Here is a 21651-nt window from a genome sequence, read left to right on the forward strand (position 1 = left end):
CGACGGTAGCCCGTTCGATCGTCCGCCGCGTTCGCCCGCGCGCCCGCTCGCCTGCGCGCCCGCTCGCTCGTTCGCTCGTTCGCTCGTTCGCTCGTTCGCTCGCCCGCTCGCCCGCTCGCCCGCGCGCCGACGGCCGTGTCGCGCAGCGGCGCCGTCCGGTCGGCGAAACGCACCGCTTGCGGTTCACCCGGCGCCCCGGCCCGCCGACCGCTTCGCCGCACAACGGCCCCCACCCCAGCCGGCCCCACGCGCCCATACCCCTCGTCCTACACCGCCGCAACCGCCGGCGCGTGCGCCTGCAGCGCCGCCCACAGCTCGCCGAGCCTGTCGCGCAACGCGGCGCTCGCGGGCACGAACGGCAACCGCAGCCCGTCTTCGCACCATCCTTGCGCGGCCAGCAGCGCCTTCACCGGCGCGGGATTCGGCTCGGCGAACAGCGCCGCGACGAGCGGCTGCAACGCGACCGCCAGCCGTCGCGCGTCGGCGAGGCGGCCGTCGCGCAGCAGCGCGTGGATGCGCACGTGCCATTCGGGCAGCACGTGCGCGCTGCTCGCGATCGCGCCGTGCGCGCCTGCACAGAGCGCCGCGAAGTTCTGGTTGTCGTCGCCGGACAGGATCGCGAGCGGCGTGTCGTGCACGAGCCGGCTCAGCCGGTCGAGCGTGCCGCCGCACTCCTTGACGCCGGCCACGCGCGCATCGCGCGCGAGCGCCTGCAACGTCTCCAGTTCGACGTTCACGCCGGTGCGGTACGGGATGTTGTAGACGAGCACCGGCCCATCGGCCGCGGCGACGATCGCCTCGACGTGACGGCGGATGCCGTCCTGCGTCGGCCTCACGTAGACGGGCGGCGTGACGAGCAGCCCGTCGGGCCGCAGCGCGGCGAGCTCGCGTGCGCGGGCGGCCGCGAAGTGGGTCGCGCTCGCGGTGAGCCCGACGACGATCGGCATGCCGGGCGCCGCGTCGCGCAGCGTCGCGAACACCGCATCCTGTTCGCGCGCGTCGAGCAGCACGCCCTCGCCGGTCGTCGCGCCCGCGACGAAGCCGGCGATGCCGGCCGCCGCGTAATGGCGCGCGAGCCGCGCGAGCGCGCCGTGGTCGACCTCGCCGTCGTGGAACGGCGTGATGATCGGCAGCCAGATACCTTCGAAACGTGTGTGCATGCAAAGCCTCATGGTGAGAACGGAGTGGAGAGGAACCGTTCCGCCGGCGGGCGCCGGAGCGAGGCATGCGGGCAAGGAGAAACGACCCGCGGGCATCCCGTCCGGCATTCGCCTGACGGGACGCGACGTCCCCGTCAGTCGAGGAGTCGTTTTTTCAGTTTCAGCCCGGCCGCGCGCACACCTGCCGCGGTGGCGGCGAGGATCGACAGCGAGTGCGGAGCAGCGGACATGGATGGACCGGAAAAGGGCTGAGCGGCGATCTTAACACCGCGGCCGGCGCGCGCGCGAGCCGGCGTGCCGCGTTAGCAGAATTCCAGATTTGCTTTCCACGACAGATTGGAAGGCGCGCGGCGCCCGGCCGCTAGAATGCCCGCTTACGTTTCGATGACGGTGCGCACGCGCGCCGTCACGCACATTCACCACCACTGGAAACGGGGTATATCGCGATGGCAGGCATCAAGGTGATCGGCCGCTGGCTGCACGCCGGCACGGCGGCGGCGCTGGTCGTGGCGGCAACGGCCGCGCACGCGGACACGTCGATCCTCAACGTGTCGTACGACGTGACGCGCGAGCTGTACAAGGACATCAACGCGAGCTTCGCCGCGGCGTACAAGCAGCAGACCGGCGAAACGGTGACGATCAAGCAGTCGCACGGCGCGTCGAGCGCGCAGGCGCTGTCGGTGCTGCAAGGGCTGCAGGCCGACGTCGTGACGATGAACCAGCCGAACGACATCGACCTGCTCGCCGAGCGCGGCCAGCTGCTGTCGAAGGACTGGCGCGCGCGCTTTCCCGACAACAGCTCGCCGTACTCGACGACGATGGTGTTCCTCGTGCGCAAGGGCAACCCGAAGGCCATCAAGGACTGGAGCGATCTCGCGAAGCCGGGCGTGCAGGTGGTCATCGCGAATCCGAAGACGTCGGGCAACGGCCGCTACGCGTATCTTGCCGCGTGGGGCTATCAGAAGCAGAAGGGCGCGACCGACCAGCAGGCGCTCGATTTCGAGAAGGCGATCTTCCGCAACGTGCCGGTGCTCGATTCGGGCGGCCGCGGCGCGACGACGACCTTCACGCAGCGCGGCATCGGCGACGTGCTCGTCACGTTCGAGAACGAGGTCGCGCTGATGGACACCGGCGCATCGGGCGCGCAATTCGACGCGGTGTATCCGTCGGCGAGCATTCTCGCGGAGCCGCCCGTCGCCGTGGTTGACAAGGTCGTCGACAAAAAGGGCACGCGCAAGGTCGCGCAGGCCTATCTCGCTTATCTGTACACGCCGCAGGCGCAGGAGATCGTCGCGCAGCACCATCTGCGCCCGCGCGATCCGAACGTGCTGAAAAAGCACGCGGCCGAGTTCAAGCCGCTGAAGACGTTCAGCGTCGAGCAGGTTTTCGGCAGCTGGGCGAACGCGCAGAAGACGCACTTCGCCGACGGCGGCACGTTCGATCGCGTGATCGTCGACCGGAAGTAAGGGCGGCGCGCGCGGAGGGCGCGATCTTTCGCGCGCCGCGCGTCCGTCGGCGCAGCGCCGATCTCGCGCGCACCGCGGCCTCGGTGCAGCGCGTGAGCGCTGCACGAAACCCCTCCCCGCGCGACCTCCGCACCGTACGCGCGCCCCGCGCCCGCGCATGCTACGCTCATCGCCTTCCTGTCCCAGGCGTCGCGCGATGAACGTCGATCCGTCTTCCCCTTTCTCCCGCGGCCGGGGCCGCCGGATCTGGTCCGGCACCCGCCCGGTGATCGCGTACGGCATGCCGCCGCTCGGCTGGCGCGACCTGTATCACCGCGCGCTGACGGTCACCTGGCCCGTGTTCTTCCTGTCGCTCGCGGTGCTGTTCCTGCTGATCAACGGCGGCTTCGCGCTGCTCTACCTGCTCGGCCACGAGCCGATCGCGAACCAGTCTCCGGCCGGCTTCACCGGCGCGTTCTTCTTCAGCGTCGAGACGCTCGCGACGGTCGGCTACGGCGACATGCATCCGCAGACCGTCTACGCGCACGTCGTCGCCACGTTCGAGATCTTCATCGGGATGTCGGGCATCGCATTGGCCACCGGCCTCGTGTTCGCGCGCTTTTCGCGACCGCAGGCGAAGATCCTGTTCGCGCGCTACGCGATCGTGCGGCCGCTGGACGGGCGGATGACGCTGATGGTCCGCGCCGCCAACGCGCGTCAGAACGTGATCGCCGAAGCGCAGGCGAAACTGCGGCTGATGCGGGTCGAAGGCACGCACGAAGGCTATACGCTGCGCAAGATCCACGATCTGCCGCTCGTGCGCAACGAGCATCCGATCTTCCTGCTCGGCTGGAACCTGATGCACGTGATCGACGAAACCAGCCCGCTGTTCGGCGAAACGGCCGAATCGCTCGCCGCGCGCGACGCGTCGCTGCTGATCACGATCGAGGGCTCCGACGAGACGACGTCGCAGGTCATGCAGGCGCGCCACACGTGGGCCCACGCCGAGATCCGCTGGCGTCACCGCTATGTCGACCTGATGCGCGACGAGGGCGGCATCACGCACATCGACTACACGCATTTTCACGAGGTCGTGCCGGTCGACGCGGACAGCGACGCAGGCGGTCTGCCAGGCGAGGTGGTCGATGCGGGCGGGTCGGCGCGCGCGCCCGGGCCGGCCGCATGAGCGGCGCGCCGCACCCAGCGTGATGCGCCGCGCGCCGGATCGAACCCACGGAGAAGGCACCGCATGGCCCACGACGACCGCACGACGATCATTTCCCGGCGCACGCCCGAATCGGCGGCGATGCGCGCCGAGCTCGCGCGCGCGATGGCGATCACCGCGCGGCTCAACCGGCTGACGTTCGCCGATGCGGACGAAGTCCGCAGCCTGTTCGGCGAACTGACGGGCAAGCCGATCGACGACGGCTTCCTGCTGATTCCGCCGTTCTACGCAACCGGCGGCGCAGCCACGCGGATCGGCCGGAACGTGTTCGTCAACCAGAACTGCACGTTCTACGACCTCGGCGGCCTCGACATCGGCGACGACGCGATGATCGGGCCGAACGTGAGCCTCATCACGTCCGGCCATCCGCTCGAGCCGTCGCGCCGACGCGACGCGGTCGTGGCCCGGCCGATCTCGATCGGCAACAACGTGTGGATCGGCGCGGGCGCGACGATCCTCGGCGGCGTGACGGTCGGCGAGAACGCGGTGGTCGGCGCCGGCTCGGTCGTGACGCGCGACGTCCCGCCGAATACGCTGGTCGCCGGCAACCCGGCGCGGATCGTCCGTTCGATCGCGGAGTGACGGCGTGGGGCGGCGGCGACGCCACCGCGCGGCGGATGTGGACAACCGGCATTTCGCTCAATCGAAATGCTGTGCAAGCGACCGGTGAGCATGCGGCGCAAGCCTGAAGCGGCGCGGCTTTGCGGCGGTTGGCGCGGGCGCGCCGGCGTGTGCATTAGCCGACGTTGCGCATGCGCGGGCGGCCAACGTCCGCGCGATGTCGGTTGTGGATATCTCGCTTCGCACGCAGTCGCAATGCTGTGCATTTGGTCGGTGAGCATGCGCCCGTGGGCAGGAATGCCTGCCGCAGCATGTGGACAACCTGGCGCGCAACGACGAAAAACGCTGTGTTCGCGGACGGTGAGCGCCGGCGTCCGCCCGCGTGTGACGCTTGCGCCGCGCGGGCTTCCGCGCGCCGCACGACATTCGGCACGTTGCGCGTTCAGGCGCTCGGCTCGCTTCGACGATCGATCGCGCGCGCGTTTCGCGTTGTGGATAACTTGCCGCCGAACGCAGTCGCAGCGCTGTGTATTCCGATGGTGAGCGTCGCGGCCCGGTCGCGCCCGAGGTCTGCCTGCGTGGCCTAGCGCGTTCCCGTGGACGGCTTCGGCGGTCGCGCATTCTAACCGCACTCGCGATCGCGCGTTTCATTCGACTGCTTGCCGCGATGTGGATATGCGCTCGCCCGAACCAGTCGATGTGCTGTGTATCCCGACGGTGAGCGCCGATGCGTGCGGCGCGGCCGCGTGCGCGCGAGCCCCGGCGCGCGGGGCTGCGCGGCATCGCTCGCGTCGGTTCGCGCCCGAATCGGCGGTCGTCATGCGATACCGCGCCGACGCTCACCGTTCGATTTCACAGTGTTGCGAGTGGTCGCGTGGGTGAGTTGTCCACATCGATCTCCCGATCGCCGCTCACCCTTGAAATGCACAGCGTTTCGAGTGATCGCGGAAAGGGCCATTCATTCCCGAATCGGCGCGGCCGTTCGATCGATTTGCCGTCGCTCACCGTCGGAATGCACGGCGTTTCGAGTTGTGATGGGTGGGTTCTATCCACAGCCAAATCGGCCTCCTCATTCGCTTGCGTGCCGCTGCTCACCATCGGAACTCACAGGGTTTTTAGTGTGTGGCTGCCCCCGAGGTGCCCCGCACCTACACGCTTCCGCGCCTGCCGCGCCGGCAGTAAATAGAGCATCGCGAGCCGCACACCGCTGCGGACAATCGCCCCCGCCCAATCGACTCGCAATCCTGTGCATTCGACCGGTGAGCGTCGCCGCCGCATCGGCGGGAAGCGGGCAGGCGGGTGTGGATATCCGGCCTCCGGATCGACTCGCAGCCCTGTGGATTTGAATGGTGAGCGCCTCGATCCGCTGGATGGGCGGGCCGATTGCGTTGTGGATAATCCACCCCCCGACGACACTCGAAACGCTGTGCAATCGACCGGTGAGCGTCCGCCTGCAGCCGGGCGTTGTGGATATCCGGCGCCCGCGACCAATTCGAACGCTGTGCATTTCACGGGTGAGGACGCTAGAGATCCGCCGCGTAAACCGTTGCCGCGCGGCCTTGCGCGCACGTGCCGCTGCTCCCGCGGCCGCCGCCTCGCCGCGTGAGCGCTGCAGCGCGCCCGCCCGTCTCGACATGCGCCGCGAGCCGCCCAGCGGCCTGCGGCAGAACTCTCTCAATTCCGCTGCAAAACCTGCGCAGTCTTTCTCGCTTCGACGCCGCGTCAGCAAGATGAGAAAAAACTTTCTCGCCTTCCCGCGAAAAAATAGAGCCATCCCGCTGCTCGCGGCCGGCGTCGTCCGACGCCGCGGCGCGCGGCCCGGCACAGCACAAAGCACAATCAGGAGACATCCCCCATGACCGCCCGCCTGCCCGTCGACGGCACGCCCGCTCTATCCGACTACCGGCTGACCGACAACCTGACCGCCACGCGCGGCCGCATCTTCCTGACCGGCACGCAGGCGCTGGTCCGCCTGCTGCTGATGCAGCGCGCAGCCGACACCGCGCAGGGCCTGAACACGGCCGGCTTCGTCAGCGGCTACCGCGGCTCGCCGCTCGGGATGGTCGACCAGCAGCTGTGGAAGGCGAAGAAGCTGCTCGACGCCGGCGGCGTGCGCTTCCTGCCCGCGATCAACGAGGAGCTCGGCGGCACCGCGGTGCTCGGCACCCAGCGCGTCGAGGCCGACCCGGAGCGCACCGTCGATGGCGTATATGCGATGTGGTACGGCAAGGGTCCGGGCGTCGACCGCGCCGGCGACGCGCTGAAGCACGGCAACGCGTACGGCTCGTCGCCGCACGGCGGCGTGCTGGTGGTGGCGGGCGACGACCACGGCTGCGTGTCGTCGTCGATGCCGCATCAGAGCGACTTCGCGATGATGGCGTGGCACATGCCGATCGTGAACCCGTCGAACATCGCCGACATGCTCGAATTCGGCCTGTACGGCTGGGCGCTGTCGCGCTACTCGGGCGCATGGGTCGGCTTCAAGGCGATCTCGGAGACGGTGGAGTCGGGCTCGACCGTCGATCTCGACGCGCTGCAGACGCAGTGGCCGGCGCCGGCCGGCTTCGCGCCGCCGGCCGGCGGCCTGCACAACCGCTGGCCCGACCTGCCGAGCCTGACGATCGAAGCGCGCCTCGCCGCCAAGCTCGACGCGGTGCGCCATTTCGCGCGGGCCAACAGCATCGACAAGTGGATCGCGCCGGGCGCGCACGCGAACGTCGGCATCGTCACGTGCGGCAAGGCGCATCTGGACCTGATGGAGGCGCTGCGCCGCCTCGACCTGACGGTCGACGATCTCGACGCGGCCGGCGTGCGGATCTACAAGGTCGGCCTGTCGTATCCGCTCGAAATGACGCGCATCGACACCTTCGTCGACGGGCTCGCCGAGGTGCTGGTGATCGAGGAGAAGGGCCCCGTCATCGAGCAGCAGATCAAGGACTACCTGTACAACCGCGCGGACGGCGCGCGCCCGCGCGTGCTCGGCAAGCACGACGCGGCCGGCGCGTGCCTGCTGTCGGAACTCGGCGAGCTGCGCCCGTCGCGCATCCTGCCGGTGTTCGCCGACTGGCTCGCGCGCCACAAGCCGGCGCTCGATCGCCGCGAACGCGTGGTCGATCTCGTCGCCCCGCAGATCCTGTCGAACGAAGCCGACGCGGTGAAGCGCACGCCGTATTTCTGCTCGGGCTGCCCGCACAACACGTCGACCAAGGTGCCGGAAGGCTCGATCGCGCAGGCCGGCATCGGCTGTCACTTCATGGCGTCGTGGATGGAGCGCGACACGACCGGCCTGATCCAGATGGGCGGCGAAGGCGTCGACTGGGCCGCGCACGCGATGTTCACCAACACGAAGCACGTGTTCCAGAACCTCGGCGACGGCACCTACTTCCATTCGGGGATCCTCGCGATCCGTCAGGCGGTCGCCGCGAAAGCGAACATCACGTACAAGATCCTCTACAACGACGCGGTGGCGATGACGGGCGGCCAGCCGGTCGACGGCAGCATCTCGGTGCCGCAGATCGCGCGGCAGGTCGAAGCCGAAGGCGTGTCGCGCTTCGTCGTGGTGTCGGACGAGCCGCAGAAGCACGACGGCCATCACGGGCAGTTCCCGGCCGGCACGACGTTCCATCACCGCAGCGAGCTCGATGCGGTGCAGCGCGAGCTGCGCGAGACGCCGGGCGTCACCGTGCTGATCTACGACCAGACCTGCGCGGCGGAGAAGCGCCGCCGCCGCAAGAAGGGCGAGTTCCCCGATCCCGATAAGCGGCTGTTCATCAACGACGCGGTGTGCGAAGGCTGCGGCGACTGCGGCGTGCAGTCGAACTGCCTGTCGGTCGAGCCGCTCGAGACGCCGCTCGGCCGCAAGCGCCGCATCGACCAGTCGTCGTGCAACAAGGACTACTCGTGCGTGAACGGCTTCTGCCCGAGCTTCGTGACGGTCGAAGGCGCGGCGCTGAAGAAGGCGGCCGGCGCGGCGTTCGACGAGGCCGCGCTCGCCGGGCGCGTCGACGCGCTGCCGGTGCCCGCGACGCATCTCGACGCGGCGCCGTACGACATGCTGGTGACCGGGGTCGGCGGCACGGGCGTCGTGACGGTCGGCGCGCTGATCAGCATGGCCGCGCACCTCGAGGGCAAGAGCGCGTCGGTGCTCGACTTCATGGGCTTTGCGCAGAAGGGCGGCTCGGTGCTGTCGTTCGTGCGGATCGCGTCGAGCGACCGCTGGCTGAACCAGGTGCGCATCGACACGCAGCAGGCCGACGTGCTGCTCGCATGCGACATGGTGGTCGGCGCGAGCGCCGAGGCGCTGCAGACGGTGCGCCACGAGCGCACGCGCATCGTCGTCAACACGCACCGGATTCCGAACGCGTCGTTCGTGCAGAACCCGGACGCGAACCTGCACGCCGACGCGCTGCTCGAGAAGATGCGTCACGCGGCCGGCGCCGGCCATCTGTCGAGCTGCGACGCGCAGGCGCTCGCCGCGAAATTCCTCGGCGACTCGATCGGCGCGAACATCCTGATGCTCGGCTACGCGTGGCAGCTCGGTCTCGTGCCGGTGTCGCTCGCCGCGATGATGCGCGCGATCGAGCTGAACAACGTCGCGGTGCCGATGAACAAGCTCGCGTTCTCGATCGGCCGGATGGCGGCCGGCGACGCCACGGGGCTCGACGCGTTGTGGCGGGCGCGCCATGCGGGGCTCGCACCGATGGCCGGAGCATCCGACACGCTGGACACGCCTGCCCCGCTCGACGCGTTGATCGCCGATCGCGAGACGCGCCTGTCGGCATACGGCGGCGCTCGTTACGTCGCGCGCTACCGCGCGCTGGTGAACGCGGCGCGCGCGAAGGGCGACGAGGCGTTGACGCGCGCGGTCGCGACGACCTTCTACCGCCTGCTCGCGGTGAAGGACGAATACGAGGTCGCACGGCTCTACGCGGACGGCGCGTTCCGCGCGGCGCTCGAAGCGCAGTTCGAAGGCGTGCCGGGGCAGGACTATCGCGTGAAGTTCAATCTCGCGCCGCCGGCGCTCGCGAAGGCCGGCCGCGACGGCAGCGCGCCGAACAAGCGCGTGTTCGGCCAGTGGCTGTGGCCGGTGCTCGGCGTGCTCGCGCGCGTGCGCAGCCTGCGCGGCACGCCGCTCGATCCGTTCGGCCGCACGGCCGAGCGCCGGATGGAGCGCGCGCTCGCCGACGACTACGAGACGACGCTCACACGCGCGCTCGCCGCGATGACGGCCGCCAACGCGGCGCAGGTCGCGCAACTGGCCGAACTGCATGCGCGCGTGCGCGGCTTCGGCCACGTGAAGGTGCGCAACCTCGCGGGTGTGAAGCGGGCGGAGCGCGAGCTCGCGCTGCAGCTCGGCATCGACGCGGCGACGAGCGCGGCCGTGCAGCATGCGCTCGACGAGATGAAGGGCGCCGGCATGCTGAAGGGGATTCCGGTGGTCGTCGCGAAGTAACGCAACCGCCCGCCCGATGCGAAAACGGCGACGCGCGAGCGTCGCCGTTTCTTCATGCGGTGGCCGTGCGCGGCGGCGTGCATCGACGCATCAGACGAGGCCCTTCTTGCGCGTCGACAGCGCCGTCTCCGACAGATCGATCTCGCGGATCAGCTTCGTCAGCGTTTCGTCCGAGATGCGGCTTTCGCTGCGCAGCCGATACAGCACCGTGCGCTCCGCGCGCACCGCGGCGATCCGCATCTGCAGCTCCATCGTTTCGCTCTGATGCGCCTGCGCGCGCGGCGTCGGGCCGTCGTCGGCGAGCGAGGCGAGGCGGCGGCGGTACAGGTCCATCACGCGCGCCGAGATGTCCGCGCAGCGCGCGGCGCCCGATTCGTCGAGCGCGGCCGCGATCGCGTCGTGCGACGCGTCGATCGCGCGGATCGCGGCCTGCGCGGCGGCCGCGCGCGCGGCGCGCTCCTCGGCGGCGAGCGGGTTGCGCGCCGCGCGCATGCCGCGCAGCAGCAGCGGCAAGCCGATCATCGCGACGATCAGCGAGCCGAGGATCACCGCCGACGCGATGAAGATCGCGGCGTCGCGCCCCGGCAGCGGCGCGCCGTTCGACAGCGCGACCGGAATCGACAGCACGCCGGCGAGCGTGACCGCGCCGCGCACGCCGCCGACCGTCATCACCGCGATCGTGCGCACGCCGGCCATCGTGCCGGGCAGGCCCTGGCGCGCGGCGCGGCGGCTCGCGATCCAGCGCAGCAGCCACACCCACAGGAAGCGGATCGCATACAGCGCGACCATCATCGCGCAGACGTTGAAGATCATCCGGCCGACGAGCGCGTCGCTCGTGTGGTGCGCGTCGACCAGCGCGCTGCCGATGATGTGCGGCAGCTGCAGCCCGAGCATGATGAACACCATGCCGTTGAACACGAACTCGATCATCGCCCACGTGCTCTCCGCGCGCACGCGCGACGCGACGGTGCTTTTGCGCGAGAAGCTCGTGTAATTCATCATCATCCCGGCCGACACCGCCGCGAGCACGCCCGACAGCTCGAGATGCTCGGCGAACAGGTACGCGGCGAACGGCACCAGCAGCGTCATCACGATGCCGGGGGCCGGATCGCCTTCCTGCTCGGCGTTGAGAAAGCGCGTCGACAGCGCGCTGAACAGCCACGCGACGCCCGCGCCGGTGGCGAGCCCGCCGGCCGCGACGATCACGAACGTGATCGACGCGTCGCGCAGCGAGAACATGCCGGTGAGCGCGGCGGCGATCGCGAACTTCAGCGCGACGAGGCCCGACGCGTCGTTCATCAGCGCCTCGCCTTCGAGGATGTGCATCAGCTGCGGCGGGATGCGGCCCTTGCCGGCGATGCCGGACAGCGCCACCGCGTCGGTCGGCGACAGCACGGCCGCGAGCGCGAACGCGATCGGCAGCGGCAACTCGGGTATCAGCCAGTGCGCGAAATACCCGACGGCGAGTACCGTCATGAACACGAGCCCGAACGCGAGCATCAGGATCGCGCGGCGCTGCATGTACAGCTCGCGCTTCGGGATCCGCCAGCCGTCGGCGAACAGCAGCGGCGGAATGAACAGCAGCATGAAGATCTCGGGATCGAACGTGACGTGCAGGTTCAGCCTGGGCCACGCGAGCATCGCGCCGAACGCGATCTGCATCAGCGGCAGCGGCAGCCGCAACGGCAGCACACGCGTGAGCGCGCCCGACAGCGCGACCGTGAGCAGCAGAATGAGGACGGTGAAGACGATTTCCATCGATACGGCACGAGGAGAATGGAACGACCGTACGCAGTGTAGCGTGACGACGTGCGCGCTGCGCTCGAGTGCGCCGGTGCGCGCGCACGCAAACGGTGCAGCACGGCTGCGCCAGGCTGGTGCGGCGGGCGCGCAGGCGCGTGCGGCATATGTGTTCAGCGCTTGCACGGAGCTTGCTTGATGCTTGCGTACCGTCCGGCAACGACCGGAGCACCGAGGAATTCACCATGACATTGCGCGCGCCGCCCCGTTCACCCGCCACGTTCGGCCGCATCGGCAGGAGGCAGCCATGACCATCGTGCAGCAGGAGCGTCCGGCTGCCGCGTCGCCGTATCGTTTCGAGCGGGAGATGAGCTCCGGCTTCGAACGGCTGGCGACCCAGCACCACGAGCTGACGCTCACGACCGTGTTTCAGCCGATCTTCAGCCTGTCGCACCAGCGCGCGGTGGGCTACGAGGCGCTGCTGCGCGCGCACGATCCGCTCGACCGTGCGGTGTCGCCGCTCGACGTGTTCGGCCAGGCCGCGCGCCAGGGCGAGCTGCTGCAGCTCGACCGGCTCGCGCAGGCGCTGCATCTCGAGAATTTCGCGCTGCTCGGCGCGGAGCGCGAATGGCTGTTTCTCAACGTGCATCCGGGCGTGCTGACCGACCCGTTCCAGGCCGCCGCGCTGCTCGCCAACCTGAAGCGGCTCGGCATGCCGCCGCGCCGCGTCGTGCTCGAAGTGCTCGAACAGCGCGCGGAAGACGTCGAGCGGCTCGCCGACGCCGTGCGCGAGTTTCGCGCGCAGGGCTTCCTGATCGCGCTCGACGATTTCGGCGCCGGCCACTCGAACATCGAGCGGATCTGGCAGTTGAACCCCGACATCGTGAAGCTCGACCGCATCATGCTGTCGCACGCCGCGCATCGCACGGGGCTCACCGCGATCCTGCACGGGCTCGTCACGCTGTTGCACGAGGCCGGCAAGCTGGTGCTCGTCGAGGGGATCGAGACCGAGCACGACGCGCAGATCGCGCTGTCGTGCGAGGCCGATTTCGTGCAGGGCTATTACTTCGGCCGCCCGGCGCCCGGCTTGCCCGACAGCGCGGCGGCGACCGGCTGCATCGGCGAGCTGACCGAGCGCTTCCGGCAGCAATCCGAAGCGCGCGAGCGGCGCGATGCGCAGCGGCTCGCGCCGTACCTGCGCGCGTTCGAACGCGCGGCCGAGCGGCTCGCGGCCGGCGAAGCGCTCGACGAGGTGTGCTGGAACTTTCTCGCGCTCGACGACGCCGCGCGCTGCTTCCTGCTCGACGCGCGCGGCCGTCAGTCCGGCCGCAACGTCGTGCTGCGCGCGGACCGCGCGCTCGCCGAGGCGCGGTTCTCGCCGCTGGCCGACGCGCAGGGCGCGAACTGGCTGCGCCGGCCGTATTTCCGCACCGCGATCGCCGAGCCGGGGCGCGTGCAGCTGACGCGCCCGTATCTGTCGATCAGCGAGGCGCAGCCGTGCGTGACCTTGTCGGTGGCCGTGCGCATCGGCGATGCGCTGCACGTGCTGTGCGGCGATATCGACTGGCGCGACGACACGGCCGACGGCGCGTAGGGCCGGCCCCGCGAACGAATCTTTCCAAACAGGGGAGCAAGCCCGTTTTTCGCATGAACGGGCCGTAGCGCACCGACGGGCGGCGCGCGCCGGATGCTGGCGCGCGTCGCGCCGCTCGGCTAGGATGCGCGAATTGTCCAGACGATTCGCGAGCCTGCCGATGAACCGAACTGCCGCTTCCACCGTCCTTCTCGAAGTCATCGCGACGACCGTCGGCGACGCGCGGGCCGCCGCGCGCGCGGGCGCCGACCGCCTCGAGCTCGTGACCGCGATCAGCGAAGGCGGGCTCACGCCGAGCGTGGGCCTGATCGAGGCCGTCGTCGCCGCGGTGCCGATTCCGGTCAACGTGATCGTGCGCCCGCACAGCCGCTCGTTCGTCTACGACGCCGACGACCTGCGCGTGATCGAGCGCGACGTGCGCGCGGCTGTCGCGGCCGGCGCGCACGGCGTCGTGTTCGGCGCGCTCGATGCGCACGGCGACGTCGATGTCGACGCGCTCGCGCGGATCGCGGCCGCCGCAGACGGGCGCGCGCTCACGTTCCACCGCGCCTTCGACGTCGCCCGCGATCTGAACGCCGCGTTCGACGCGCTGCTGCGCGTGCCGGCCGTCACGTCGGTGCTGACCTCGGGCGGCCATCCGTCGGTGCTCGACGCGGTCGCGACGATCACGCGGCTGGTGCGGCAGGCGGCCGGCACGACGTGCACGGTGCTGGCCGGCTCGGGGCTGACGGTCGATGCGGTCGGCGATTTCGTGCGCGCCACCGGCGTGCGGGCGGTGCATTTCGGCTCGGGCGTGCGGCCGCGCGGCGAAGTGCTCGCGCCCGTCGACGCGGAGCAGGTCGCGCGCGTGCGCGCCGCGCTCGACGGCGCGGCGGCGCACGTGTGAGGCGGGCGTCGGGGTCGTGCGCCGGTGTTGCGGAGAGAAAAAGCCGGCGGATGTCCCGGCTCGGAACGCTGACGAACCCCGTGTTTTTCGGAGCATGGGGTTTTGTCGTTTACGCGGCAGCGTCGTTTGCGCGCTTCGTTCAGGCAAGCCCGCGAGATCGCCGAACAGCCGCCGCCCCGGCGCATGGGAGCGCCGGAAGCCGCGCAGATCCGCCCGCCGCTTCGTGCGCGGCGGGCGAGCGCACTGACGCTTACGCGTCGGCGGACATCGCGTCCGCGTCGCTCGCGCGCATGCCGAGCCGCTCGAACAGCGCGCGATCCTTCTGCGATTGCGGGTTGCTCGTCGTCAGCAGCTGGTCGCCGTAGAACATCGAGTTCGCGCCCGCGAGGAAGCACAGTGCCTGCAGCCCGTCGTCGAGCTGCTCGCGGCCGGCCGACAGGCGCACGACGGCCTTCGGCATCGTGATGCGCGCGACCGCGATCGTGCGCACGAACTCGAACGGATCGAGCGGCGCGGTGCCTTCGAGCGGCGTGCCTTCGATCGCGACGAGGTTGTTGATCGGCACCGAATCCGGATACGGATTCAGGTTCGCGAGCTGCGAAATCAGCCCCGCGCGCTCGCGGCGCGACTCGCCCATCCCGATGATGCCGCCGCAGCACACGTTGATGCCCGCGTCGCGCACGCGGTCGAGCGTGTCGAGACGGTCCTGGTACGTGCGCGTCGAGATCACCTGGCCGTAGAACTCCGGCGACGTGTCGAGATTGTGGTTGTAGTAGTCGAGGCCTGCGTGCGCGAGCTGCTGCGCCTGCTCGTCCTCGAGCATGCCGAGCGTCATGCAGGTCTCGAGGCCGAGCTCCTTCACGCCGCGCACCATCTCGGTTAGCGCCGGCATGTGGCGTTCCTTCGGATTGCGCCATGCGGCGCCCATGCAGAAGCGGCTCGCGCCGCTCGCCTTCGCCGCGCGCGCGGCCTCGAGCACCGCGTCGACGTCCATCAGCTTCTCGGCCTTCAGCCCCGTGTCGTGGTGCGACGACTGCGAGCAATAGCCGCAATCCTCCTCGCAGCCGCCCGTCTTGATCGACAGCAGCGTCGACAGCTGCACCGCGTTCGCATCGAAATGCTCGCGATGCACCTGCTGCGCGCGGAACATCAGGTCGTTGAACGGCAGCTCGAACAGCGCGACGACGTCGGCGACGCGCCAGCGCTGCGGCGTCGGTGCCGCGACGGGGATCGCGTCGGGTTGCACGGCGGCGGTCTGGGCTTGGGTCATGGTGGTTTTCCTGTGCTGGATGCGGGAACGTGGGGATGGGGGCGTCAATGCTGCGCGCGGCGCAGCGTGTCGACGAGCGCGGCGATGTCGAGCATCGCCGCGGCGGATTCGGGGGCGGCGGGCCGCAGGTGCGCCACGCGGCCGAGCAGCGGCGCGCGATGCTCGCGCGCGAGCCAGTCGCGAATCGTCGCGACGTTTTCGTCGGCGTACGACATCGCCGGATCGACGTGGTTCGCGACCCAGCCGGCGAGCGTGAGGCCGCGCTGGCGGATCGCGTCGGCCGTCAGCAGCGCATGGCTGATGCAGCCGAGCCGGATGCCGACGACGAGCACGACCGGCAAGCCGAGCGCGACCGCGAGATCGGCCGTGTCCTGCGTGTCGTTGAGCGGCACGCGAAAGCCGCCGACGCCTTCGACGACGACGACGTTCGCGCGCGTCAGCGCTTCGCGATGGCTCGCGACGATCGTGTCGATGTCGAGCGTCACGCCTTCGTGCGCGGCGACGATGTGCGGCGCGGCCGGCGCCTTCAGCAGGAACGGCGTGCGCAGCTCGGGCGGCAGCGCGACGTTCGCGGCGGCGTCGAGCTGGTCGGCGTCCTCATTGCGCCAGATGCCGTCGCGCTCGTACGCGCCGGCCGCGACCGGCTTCAGCGCGGCCGCGCGCAGCCCGTGCCGCGCGAAGCCGTGCAGCATCGCGGCCGATACGAAGGTCTTGCCGATCTCGGTGTCGGTGCCGGTGACGAAAACGGACAGTGCGGTGCTCATGCGCTCGCCTCGCTGGCTGCGATCAGCGCGGCTTCGAGCCGCGCGAGATCGTCGAACGAATGGGCGGCCGACAGCGAGATGCGCAGCCGCGACGTGCCGGCCGGCACCGTCGGCGGGCGGATCGCCGGCACCCACAGCCCGCGGGCGTCGAGCGCGCGCATCGCCGCGAGCGTCGCGTCGTTGCTGCCGATCACGAGCGGCTGCACGGCCGTGTGCGAATCGACCGGCTGCCAGCGCGTCGCGCGCAGCAGCGCGCGCGTGCGTTCGATCAGCGCGGCGAGATGCGCGCGGCGCGCGTCGCCTTCGTCGCCGCCGATCACCTTCAGGCTCGCCGACACCGCGTGCGCGACCGCCGGCGGCGCGGCCGTCGTGAAGATGTAGCTGCGCGCGCGCTGGATCATCCATTCGATCGCGGTCTCGTGCGCGACGACGAACGCGCCGGCGACGCCGGCGGCCTTGCCGAGCGTGCCGACGTAGACGAGGTTCGGCGAGCGCAGCGCGGCGGCCGCGAGCGCGCCGCGGCCTTGCGGGCCGAGCACGCCGAAGCCGTGCGCGTCGTCGACGACGAGCCATGCGCCGTGGCGTTCGGCCAGCGCGACGAGTTCGGCGAGCGGCGCGAGGTCGCCGTCCATGCTGAACACGGTGTCGCTGACGATCAGCTTCGTCGGCGCATCGGACGCATCGAGCAGCGCGCCGAGCGCGTGCATGTCGGCGTGCGGATAGATCTGCACGTTCGCGCGCGACAGCCGGATGCCGTCGATCAGCGACGCGTGGTTCAGCGCGTCGGAGAAGATCGTCGCCTGCTTGCCGGTGAGCGCGGTCATCGCGGCGAGGTTGGCCATGTAGCCGGTGCTGAAGTACAGCGCGCGCGGCGCGTCGGAGAAGCCGCCCGCGAAGCCGGCGAGTTCGTCCTCGAGGCGCGCGTGCGCGCGCGAATGGCCGCCGAGCAGATGCGAGCCGCCGCTGCCCGACCCGTAACGCTGCGCGCCTTCGGCGAACGCGGCGACGAGCGCCGGATGGGCGGCGAGGCCGAGGTAATCGTTGCTCGCGAAGCCGACGATGTCGCGGCCGTCGACGCGCATGTGCGCGTCGCAGGCGGTGTCGGCGGTGCGGCGCACGCGGCGCAGGCCCTGTGCGTCGAGCTCGGCGAGGCCGCGCTGCAGCGTGTCGAGCAGCGGCGTGGCGATGGGTGGCGCGCCCGGCTTCATCGTGCGGCCTCCGCGAGCGTGGCGTCGAGCGTGTCGCGCGTGCGTTGCGCGAGCCACGCGATGTCGTCGTCGGTCATCACGTACGGCGGCATCAGGTACACGGTCGTGCCGATCGGGCGCAGCAGCAGTTCGCGCTCGAGCGCGCGCTCGAAGAAGCGGCGCGAGAAGCCGCGCGCCGCGTCGCCGTCGAGTGCGACGTCGAACGCGAACAGCGTGCCGCGCTCGCGCAGGTGGCGCACCTGCGGATGCGCGTCGAGCGGCGCGAGCGCGGCGCGCAGCGCGGCCGACTTGCGCGCGTTGGCGGCGAGCACGTCGTCGCGCGCGAACAGCTCGAGCGTGGCGACCGCCGCGCGGCACGCGAGCGGGTTGCCGGTGTACGAATGCGAATGCAGGAAGCCGCGCGTCGTGTCGTCGTCGTAGAACGCCGCGTACACGTCGTCGCGCGTGAGCACCAGCGACAACGGCAGATAGCCGCCGCTGATCCCTTTCGACAGGCACAGGAAATCGGGCCATACGCCGGCCTGCTCGCACGCGAAGAAGGTGCCGGTGCGGCCGCAACCGACCGCGATCTCGTCGGCGATCAGATGCACGCCGAACTCGTCGCACAGCGCGCGCAGCCCGCGCACGTACGACGGATCGTGCATCGCCATGCCGGCCGCGCACTGCACGAGCGGCTCGACGATCAGCGCGGCGATCTGCCCGGCGCGTTCGGCGAACAGGCGGCGTACGTCGCCGAGCGCGCGCTGCGCGACGTCGGCGGCCGTCTCGCCCGGCTGCGCGCCGCGCGCATCGGGCGAGGCGACCACGTGCGCGTTGCGGATCAGCGGGTCGTACGCATCCTTGAACAGCGCGACGTCGGTCACGCCGAGCGCGCCGATCGTCTCGCCGTGATAGCTGTTGGCGACGCACACGAATTCGCGCTTGTCCCCCTGGCCGCGATTGCGCCACGCGTGGAAGCTCATCTTCAGCGCGATCTCGACGGCCGATGCGCCGTCCGACGCGAAGAACGCGTGGCCGAGCGTGCGCGCGGTGAGCGCATGCAGCCGCTCGGCGAGTTCGATCGCCGGCTCGTGCGTGCAGCCGGCGAGCATCGCGTGCTCGAGCGTGTCGAGCTGGTCCTTCAGCGCGGCGTTGATGTGCGGATTCGCATGGCCGAACAGGTTCACCCACCACGAGCTGATCGCGTCGAAGTAGCGGCGGCCGTCGCGGTCGTACAGCCATACGCCGGCGCCGCGCGCGACGGGGACGAGCGGCAGGCGCTCGTGGTGTTTCATCTGGGTGCAGGGGTGCCAGACCGCGCGCAGGCTGCGCGCGACCCAGTCGTCGGTGGCTGGCGTACTCAAGGCAACTCCGGGAGACAAACGGCGGCGGGCATCGAACCGGATGCCGCGCGGCGACTGACGGAAAACGCGCTGAGATTAGCGTGTTCCGCGGCCCGTTGCACTACCGGTTACAAACGCCGCAAAGCCTTATGGGACGGGAGTTCGGCGCAGATCGGGGGCGCTCGGAACGGTACGCGCCAGATGCTCCGAAATGACCGCAGATGACGACGTTCGAGTGAGCCCACCCAACAGAAAAAAATCGTGGGAAAGCGGCGCGAGCGAGCCGGAAGAATCGGGGTTGGAAGGAGAAACGGGCGTGGCGTGGCGCCGCGCGGCTGAGCGGCAGCTGCTCGACAGAGCGGGCGGGGAAGCGGGGCAGGAAAGCCAGGCGGCGAAGCGAGGCGGGAAAGGATGCGGGACGGGCGCGCGCCGCGGCGTCGCGCCCGGGAGCGTCAGCGCGAAGCCAGTGCGCGCGTGTCGGTGGTGGTTTCAGCGTCGCCGCTATCGGCGGTTTGCGTCGTGTTGCCGTTCCACACGACGCGATCGTTCACCGCGTACAGGCGGCATGCGCCGGCGCTTTGCTTCGAGCAGTTGTCGAGCGCGAGCGCCATCGGATCGTCGCCGCCTTCGGCCCACGACCACGCGCCTTCCGACGACACCGCGAACGCGCGGCTCGGATGCTGGTTCAGGAAGTGCCGATAGCCTTCGCGGCCCGCTTCGTCGAGGAACGGCACCGCATCGACCGAATCGATCGACGCGTAGCCGGTCGCCTTCGGCTCGTGCGGGTTCGCGACCGCGTAGCGCACCGAGGTCGGCAGGTTCAGCTCCGCGAGGAACGCATGCACGGCCGGCCACCACACGGGCACGCCGTCGCGATCGACGATCAGCCGGTGGGCATCGTCCTTGTAGCGGCCGTAATCGACGAATTGCGCCTGCGTGCCGTGCGACACGTACGCGTCGTGCATCTGCGCGACGAGCCCGGGCGTCCACACGGAGTCGTTGTCGCCGTACAGCCACAGCGAGCGCACGCTCGTATGCGCGCCGTACTGGCCGAACGCGTCGACGAGGTTGCGCTGCCAGCCGTCGCAGAGATCCTGGCGCAGCCCGCCGGAGAAATTGATGATGCCGCGCACGCCCGGCGCCGCTTCGGTGCCGTACGCGACCGACACGAGCCCGCCGTGCGACGTGCCCGCGACGACGATGCGCGACGCATCGACGTACGGCTGATGCGACATGTAGCGCACGGTGGCGTCGACGTCGGCCGCTTGCGCGAGGCCGTTCTTGCCGACGTTGCAGCCTTCCTGCCGGTAGGTGCCGCCCGAGCCGGCGAAGCCCTGGCGGTTCGGTGCGATCACCGCATAGCCGCGGCGCACGAATTCACGGGCGAACGCGAGCGGCCGGCTGCGCGGCTGCTGATGCAGATCGCCGGTGTTCTTGCCGTGATTGAAGACGACGAGCGGGAACGGGCCGGGGCCGTTCGGCTTGAACAGCGTGGCTTCGAGCATCACCGAGCCCGACGCATCGGCCGGAATGCTGATGATCTGTTCGTTGAGGTTGGCGGCGACCTGCGGGAGACCCGACGTGCCGTAATCGAAGCGCTCGGCGCGTGCGAGCGAGCCGCCGGTCGCACCGGCGTTCGTACCGACGTTGACGGTCGACAGCGTACCGGCCTGAGCGGCCGACAGCACGCTGGCCGCCATCCATCCCACCAATGCTTTGCTGAACGCCATTCGTAAGCCCTGCCATGCAACATGACCGATCTGACAGCCATCCTAGCCCGACAAATTCGGGTTGTGCAATGCGGGAATTACCCGGCGTCTGACACAGCAACTATTTGTCAGCGTTCGCTTACTTCGCCGTCGACATAGCGCCAGAAACCGCGCTCGTCGCGCTCGAACCGGCTGGTTTCGTGCAGCCGGTACGCACGGCCGCCGACCTTGTAGCGCGCGACGAACTCGACCTGCGCGTGGCTCGCGTCGACGGGCGTGTGGCGCTTGATCGCAAGGCCGAGCCAGCGCGGCGCGTCGGGCGCGGCCGGATCGGCGTCGAGATCGGCCGGGCAGGTGCGCGCGTCCCAGGTCGCGCGCAGGTAGTCGGTCGCGCCGAGCACATAGGCGCTATAGCGCGAGCGCATCAACTCCAGCGCGCTCGGCGCGGCTTCGCCGCCGTCGATGAAGCGGCCGCAGCATGCCGCATAGCGCGGCGCCGCGGTTTTGCCGGCCGGGGCCGGCGATGCGCCGCCGCACGGGCACGCATCGGGTCGGTTCGAAATCATGAGAATCGTGAATTGACGACGTCGGGTTGCGACCTCGGCTTACCAGCTGAGCTCGACGCCGTCGTACTGGAGGAAACGGCCGTTGGCGCGCGATACGTCCGCGCCGGCCTCGGCGATCACGCGGCGCATGCCGGTCACGCTCGTTTCCGGATCGATCGCGGCTTCTGCGCCGCCCATGTCGGTGCGCACCCAGCCGGGATGCAGCGAGATACACGCAGCGTGGCGCGTCTGCAGCGACGCGATGCGCAGCACGTCGTTCAGCGCCGCCTTGCTCGCGCGGTACAGCCAGCCGGTCGTGCCGGTCGCATCGGCGATGCTCCCCATCCGGCTCGACACCACGGCCAGCACGCCGCGCGCGTCCTCGACGAGCGGCAGCACGATCGGCAGCAGCTGCATCGGCCCGCGCACGTTGGTGTGCATCACCGCGTCGAAGTCCTCGTTGCCGATCGTCTCGACGCCTTCGGTGCGCGGCCCGTAGACGCCCGACACCAGAACGGCCGCGTCGAGCCGCTCGCCGTCGAGCTTCCAGCCGAGCGCCGCGATCTGCTCGGGCTGCGCGATGTCGAGCGCATGCGCGTGGGCGCCTGCGGCCCGCAGCGCCGCGAGCGACGCGTCGTCGCGCGCGGTCGCGATCACGTTCCAGCCGTCGCGCCGGTATTGCCGGACGAATTCGCGCCCGAGGCCGCGCGATGCGCCGACGATCAGTACGGTTTTCATGTTCGCCGCTCCTTTGGTTTGCGCCGCCGTCG

General features: G+C 70.3%; 15 protein-coding genes. 6 read left to right on the top strand and 9 right to left on the bottom strand.

Translation table 11 applies throughout. The features are described from left to right. Nucleotides 1-266: 266 nt before the first annotated feature. A complete protein-coding gene (gene dapA, locus MBR110_RS03245) occupies nt 267-1160 on the bottom strand; it encodes a 4-hydroxy-tetrahydrodipicolinate synthase (RefSeq protein ID WP_045578727.1) in 894 nt (297 codons plus the stop codon). 446 nt (nt 1161-1606) lie between these two features. Here dapA and MBR110_RS03255 point away from each other — a divergent pair, with 446 nt between their 5' ends. From MBR110_RS03255 to MBR110_RS03270, 4 genes are all read left to right on the top strand, one after another. Further along, nucleotides 1607-2626, top strand: coding sequence for a sulfate ABC transporter substrate-binding protein (locus MBR110_RS03255; RefSeq protein WP_011886189.1), 1020 nt, complete (start codon nt 1607-1609; stop codon nt 2624-2626). A gap of 196 nt (nt 2627-2822) precedes the next feature. Then, on the top strand, nt 2823-3791 hold the full coding sequence (locus MBR110_RS03260) for an ion channel (RefSeq protein WP_059668234.1): 969 nt from the start codon (nt 2823-2825) through the stop codon (nt 3789-3791). A gap of 63 nt (nt 3792-3854) precedes the next feature. Further along, nucleotides 3855-4412: a sugar O-acetyltransferase gene (locus MBR110_RS03265; RefSeq protein ID WP_014723756.1), complete on the top strand. Its 558-nt coding sequence runs from the start codon at nt 3855-3857 to the stop codon at nt 4410-4412. 1834 nt (nt 4413-6246) lie between these two features. Then, the gene (locus tag MBR110_RS03270; RefSeq protein ID WP_181709164.1) at nt 6247-9843 is read left to right on the top strand and encodes an indolepyruvate ferredoxin oxidoreductase family protein; all 3597 of its coding nucleotides are present in this window, start codon (nt 6247-6249) and stop codon (nt 9841-9843) included. Between the two features lie 90 nt (nt 9844-9933). On the opposite strand, the gene MBR110_RS03275 is transcribed toward MBR110_RS03270, so the two are convergent. Then, nucleotides 9934-11601 (bottom strand): Na+/H+ antiporter, encoded by a 1668-nt coding sequence (locus MBR110_RS03275; protein WP_014723754.1) that lies wholly within the window; start codon nt 11599-11601, stop codon nt 9934-9936. 289 nt (nt 11602-11890) lie between these two features. Here MBR110_RS03275 and MBR110_RS03280 point away from each other — a divergent pair, with 289 nt between their 5' ends. Further along, nucleotides 11891-13177, top strand: a complete 1287-nt coding sequence (locus tag MBR110_RS03280) for a sensor domain-containing phosphodiesterase (RefSeq protein ID WP_011886184.1) — start codon at nt 11891-11893, stop codon at nt 13175-13177. A 160-nt stretch (nt 13178-13337) separates the two neighbouring features. Further along, the gene (locus MBR110_RS03285; RefSeq protein ID WP_059568260.1) at nt 13338-14063 is read left to right on the top strand and encodes a copper homeostasis protein CutC; all 726 of its coding nucleotides are present in this window, start codon (nt 13338-13340) and stop codon (nt 14061-14063) included. Between the two features lie 250 nt (nt 14064-14313). On the opposite strand, the gene bioB is transcribed toward MBR110_RS03285, so the two are convergent. The 7 genes from bioB to MBR110_RS03320 form a co-directional block, all read right to left on the bottom strand. Then, entirely contained in the window at nt 14314-15333 is a 1020-nt protein-coding gene (gene bioB, locus MBR110_RS03290) for a biotin synthase BioB (protein ID WP_011886182.1), read from the bottom strand. A gap of 44 nt (nt 15334-15377) precedes the next feature. Beyond that, nucleotides 15378-16097 carry a dethiobiotin synthase gene (bioD, locus tag MBR110_RS03295; RefSeq protein ID WP_011886181.1) on the bottom strand — a complete coding sequence of 240 codons (720 nt, stop codon included), beginning with the start codon at nt 16095-16097 and terminating at the stop codon, nt 15378-15380. After that, a complete protein-coding gene (gene bioF / locus MBR110_RS03300; protein WP_011886180.1) occupies nt 16094-17305 on the bottom strand; it encodes an 8-amino-7-oxononanoate synthase in 1212 nt (403 codons plus the stop codon). The genes bioD and bioF overlap by 4 nt, the downstream gene beginning before the upstream one ends. Further along, nucleotides 17302-18648 carry an adenosylmethionine--8-amino-7-oxononanoate transaminase gene (gene bioA / locus MBR110_RS03305; protein ID WP_059463389.1) on the bottom strand — a complete coding sequence of 449 codons (1347 nt, stop codon included), beginning with the start codon at nt 18646-18648 and terminating at the stop codon, nt 17302-17304. The genes bioF and bioA overlap by 4 nt, the downstream gene beginning before the upstream one ends. A 431-nt stretch (nt 18649-19079) precedes the next feature. Beyond that, nucleotides 19080-20357 carry a dienelactone hydrolase family protein gene (locus MBR110_RS03310; protein WP_011886178.1) on the bottom strand — a complete coding sequence of 426 codons (1278 nt, stop codon included), beginning with the start codon at nt 20355-20357 and terminating at the stop codon, nt 19080-19082. A 107-nt stretch (nt 20358-20464) separates the two neighbouring features. Beyond that, nucleotides 20465-20902 (bottom strand): YchJ family protein, encoded by a 438-nt coding sequence (locus MBR110_RS03315; RefSeq protein ID WP_011886177.1) that lies wholly within the window; start codon nt 20900-20902, stop codon nt 20465-20467. A 39-nt stretch (nt 20903-20941) separates the two neighbouring features. Beyond that, the gene (locus MBR110_RS03320; protein WP_011886176.1) at nt 20942-21619 is read right to left on the bottom strand and encodes an SDR family oxidoreductase; all 678 of its coding nucleotides are present in this window, start codon (nt 21617-21619) and stop codon (nt 20942-20944) included. Between the last annotated feature and the right edge of the window lie 32 nt (nt 21620-21651).

The sequence above is a fragment of the Burkholderia sp. MBR-1 genome (assembly GCF_013822785.1).
Classification (GTDB): Bacteria; Pseudomonadota; Gammaproteobacteria; order Burkholderiales; family Burkholderiaceae; genus Burkholderia; species Burkholderia vietnamiensis.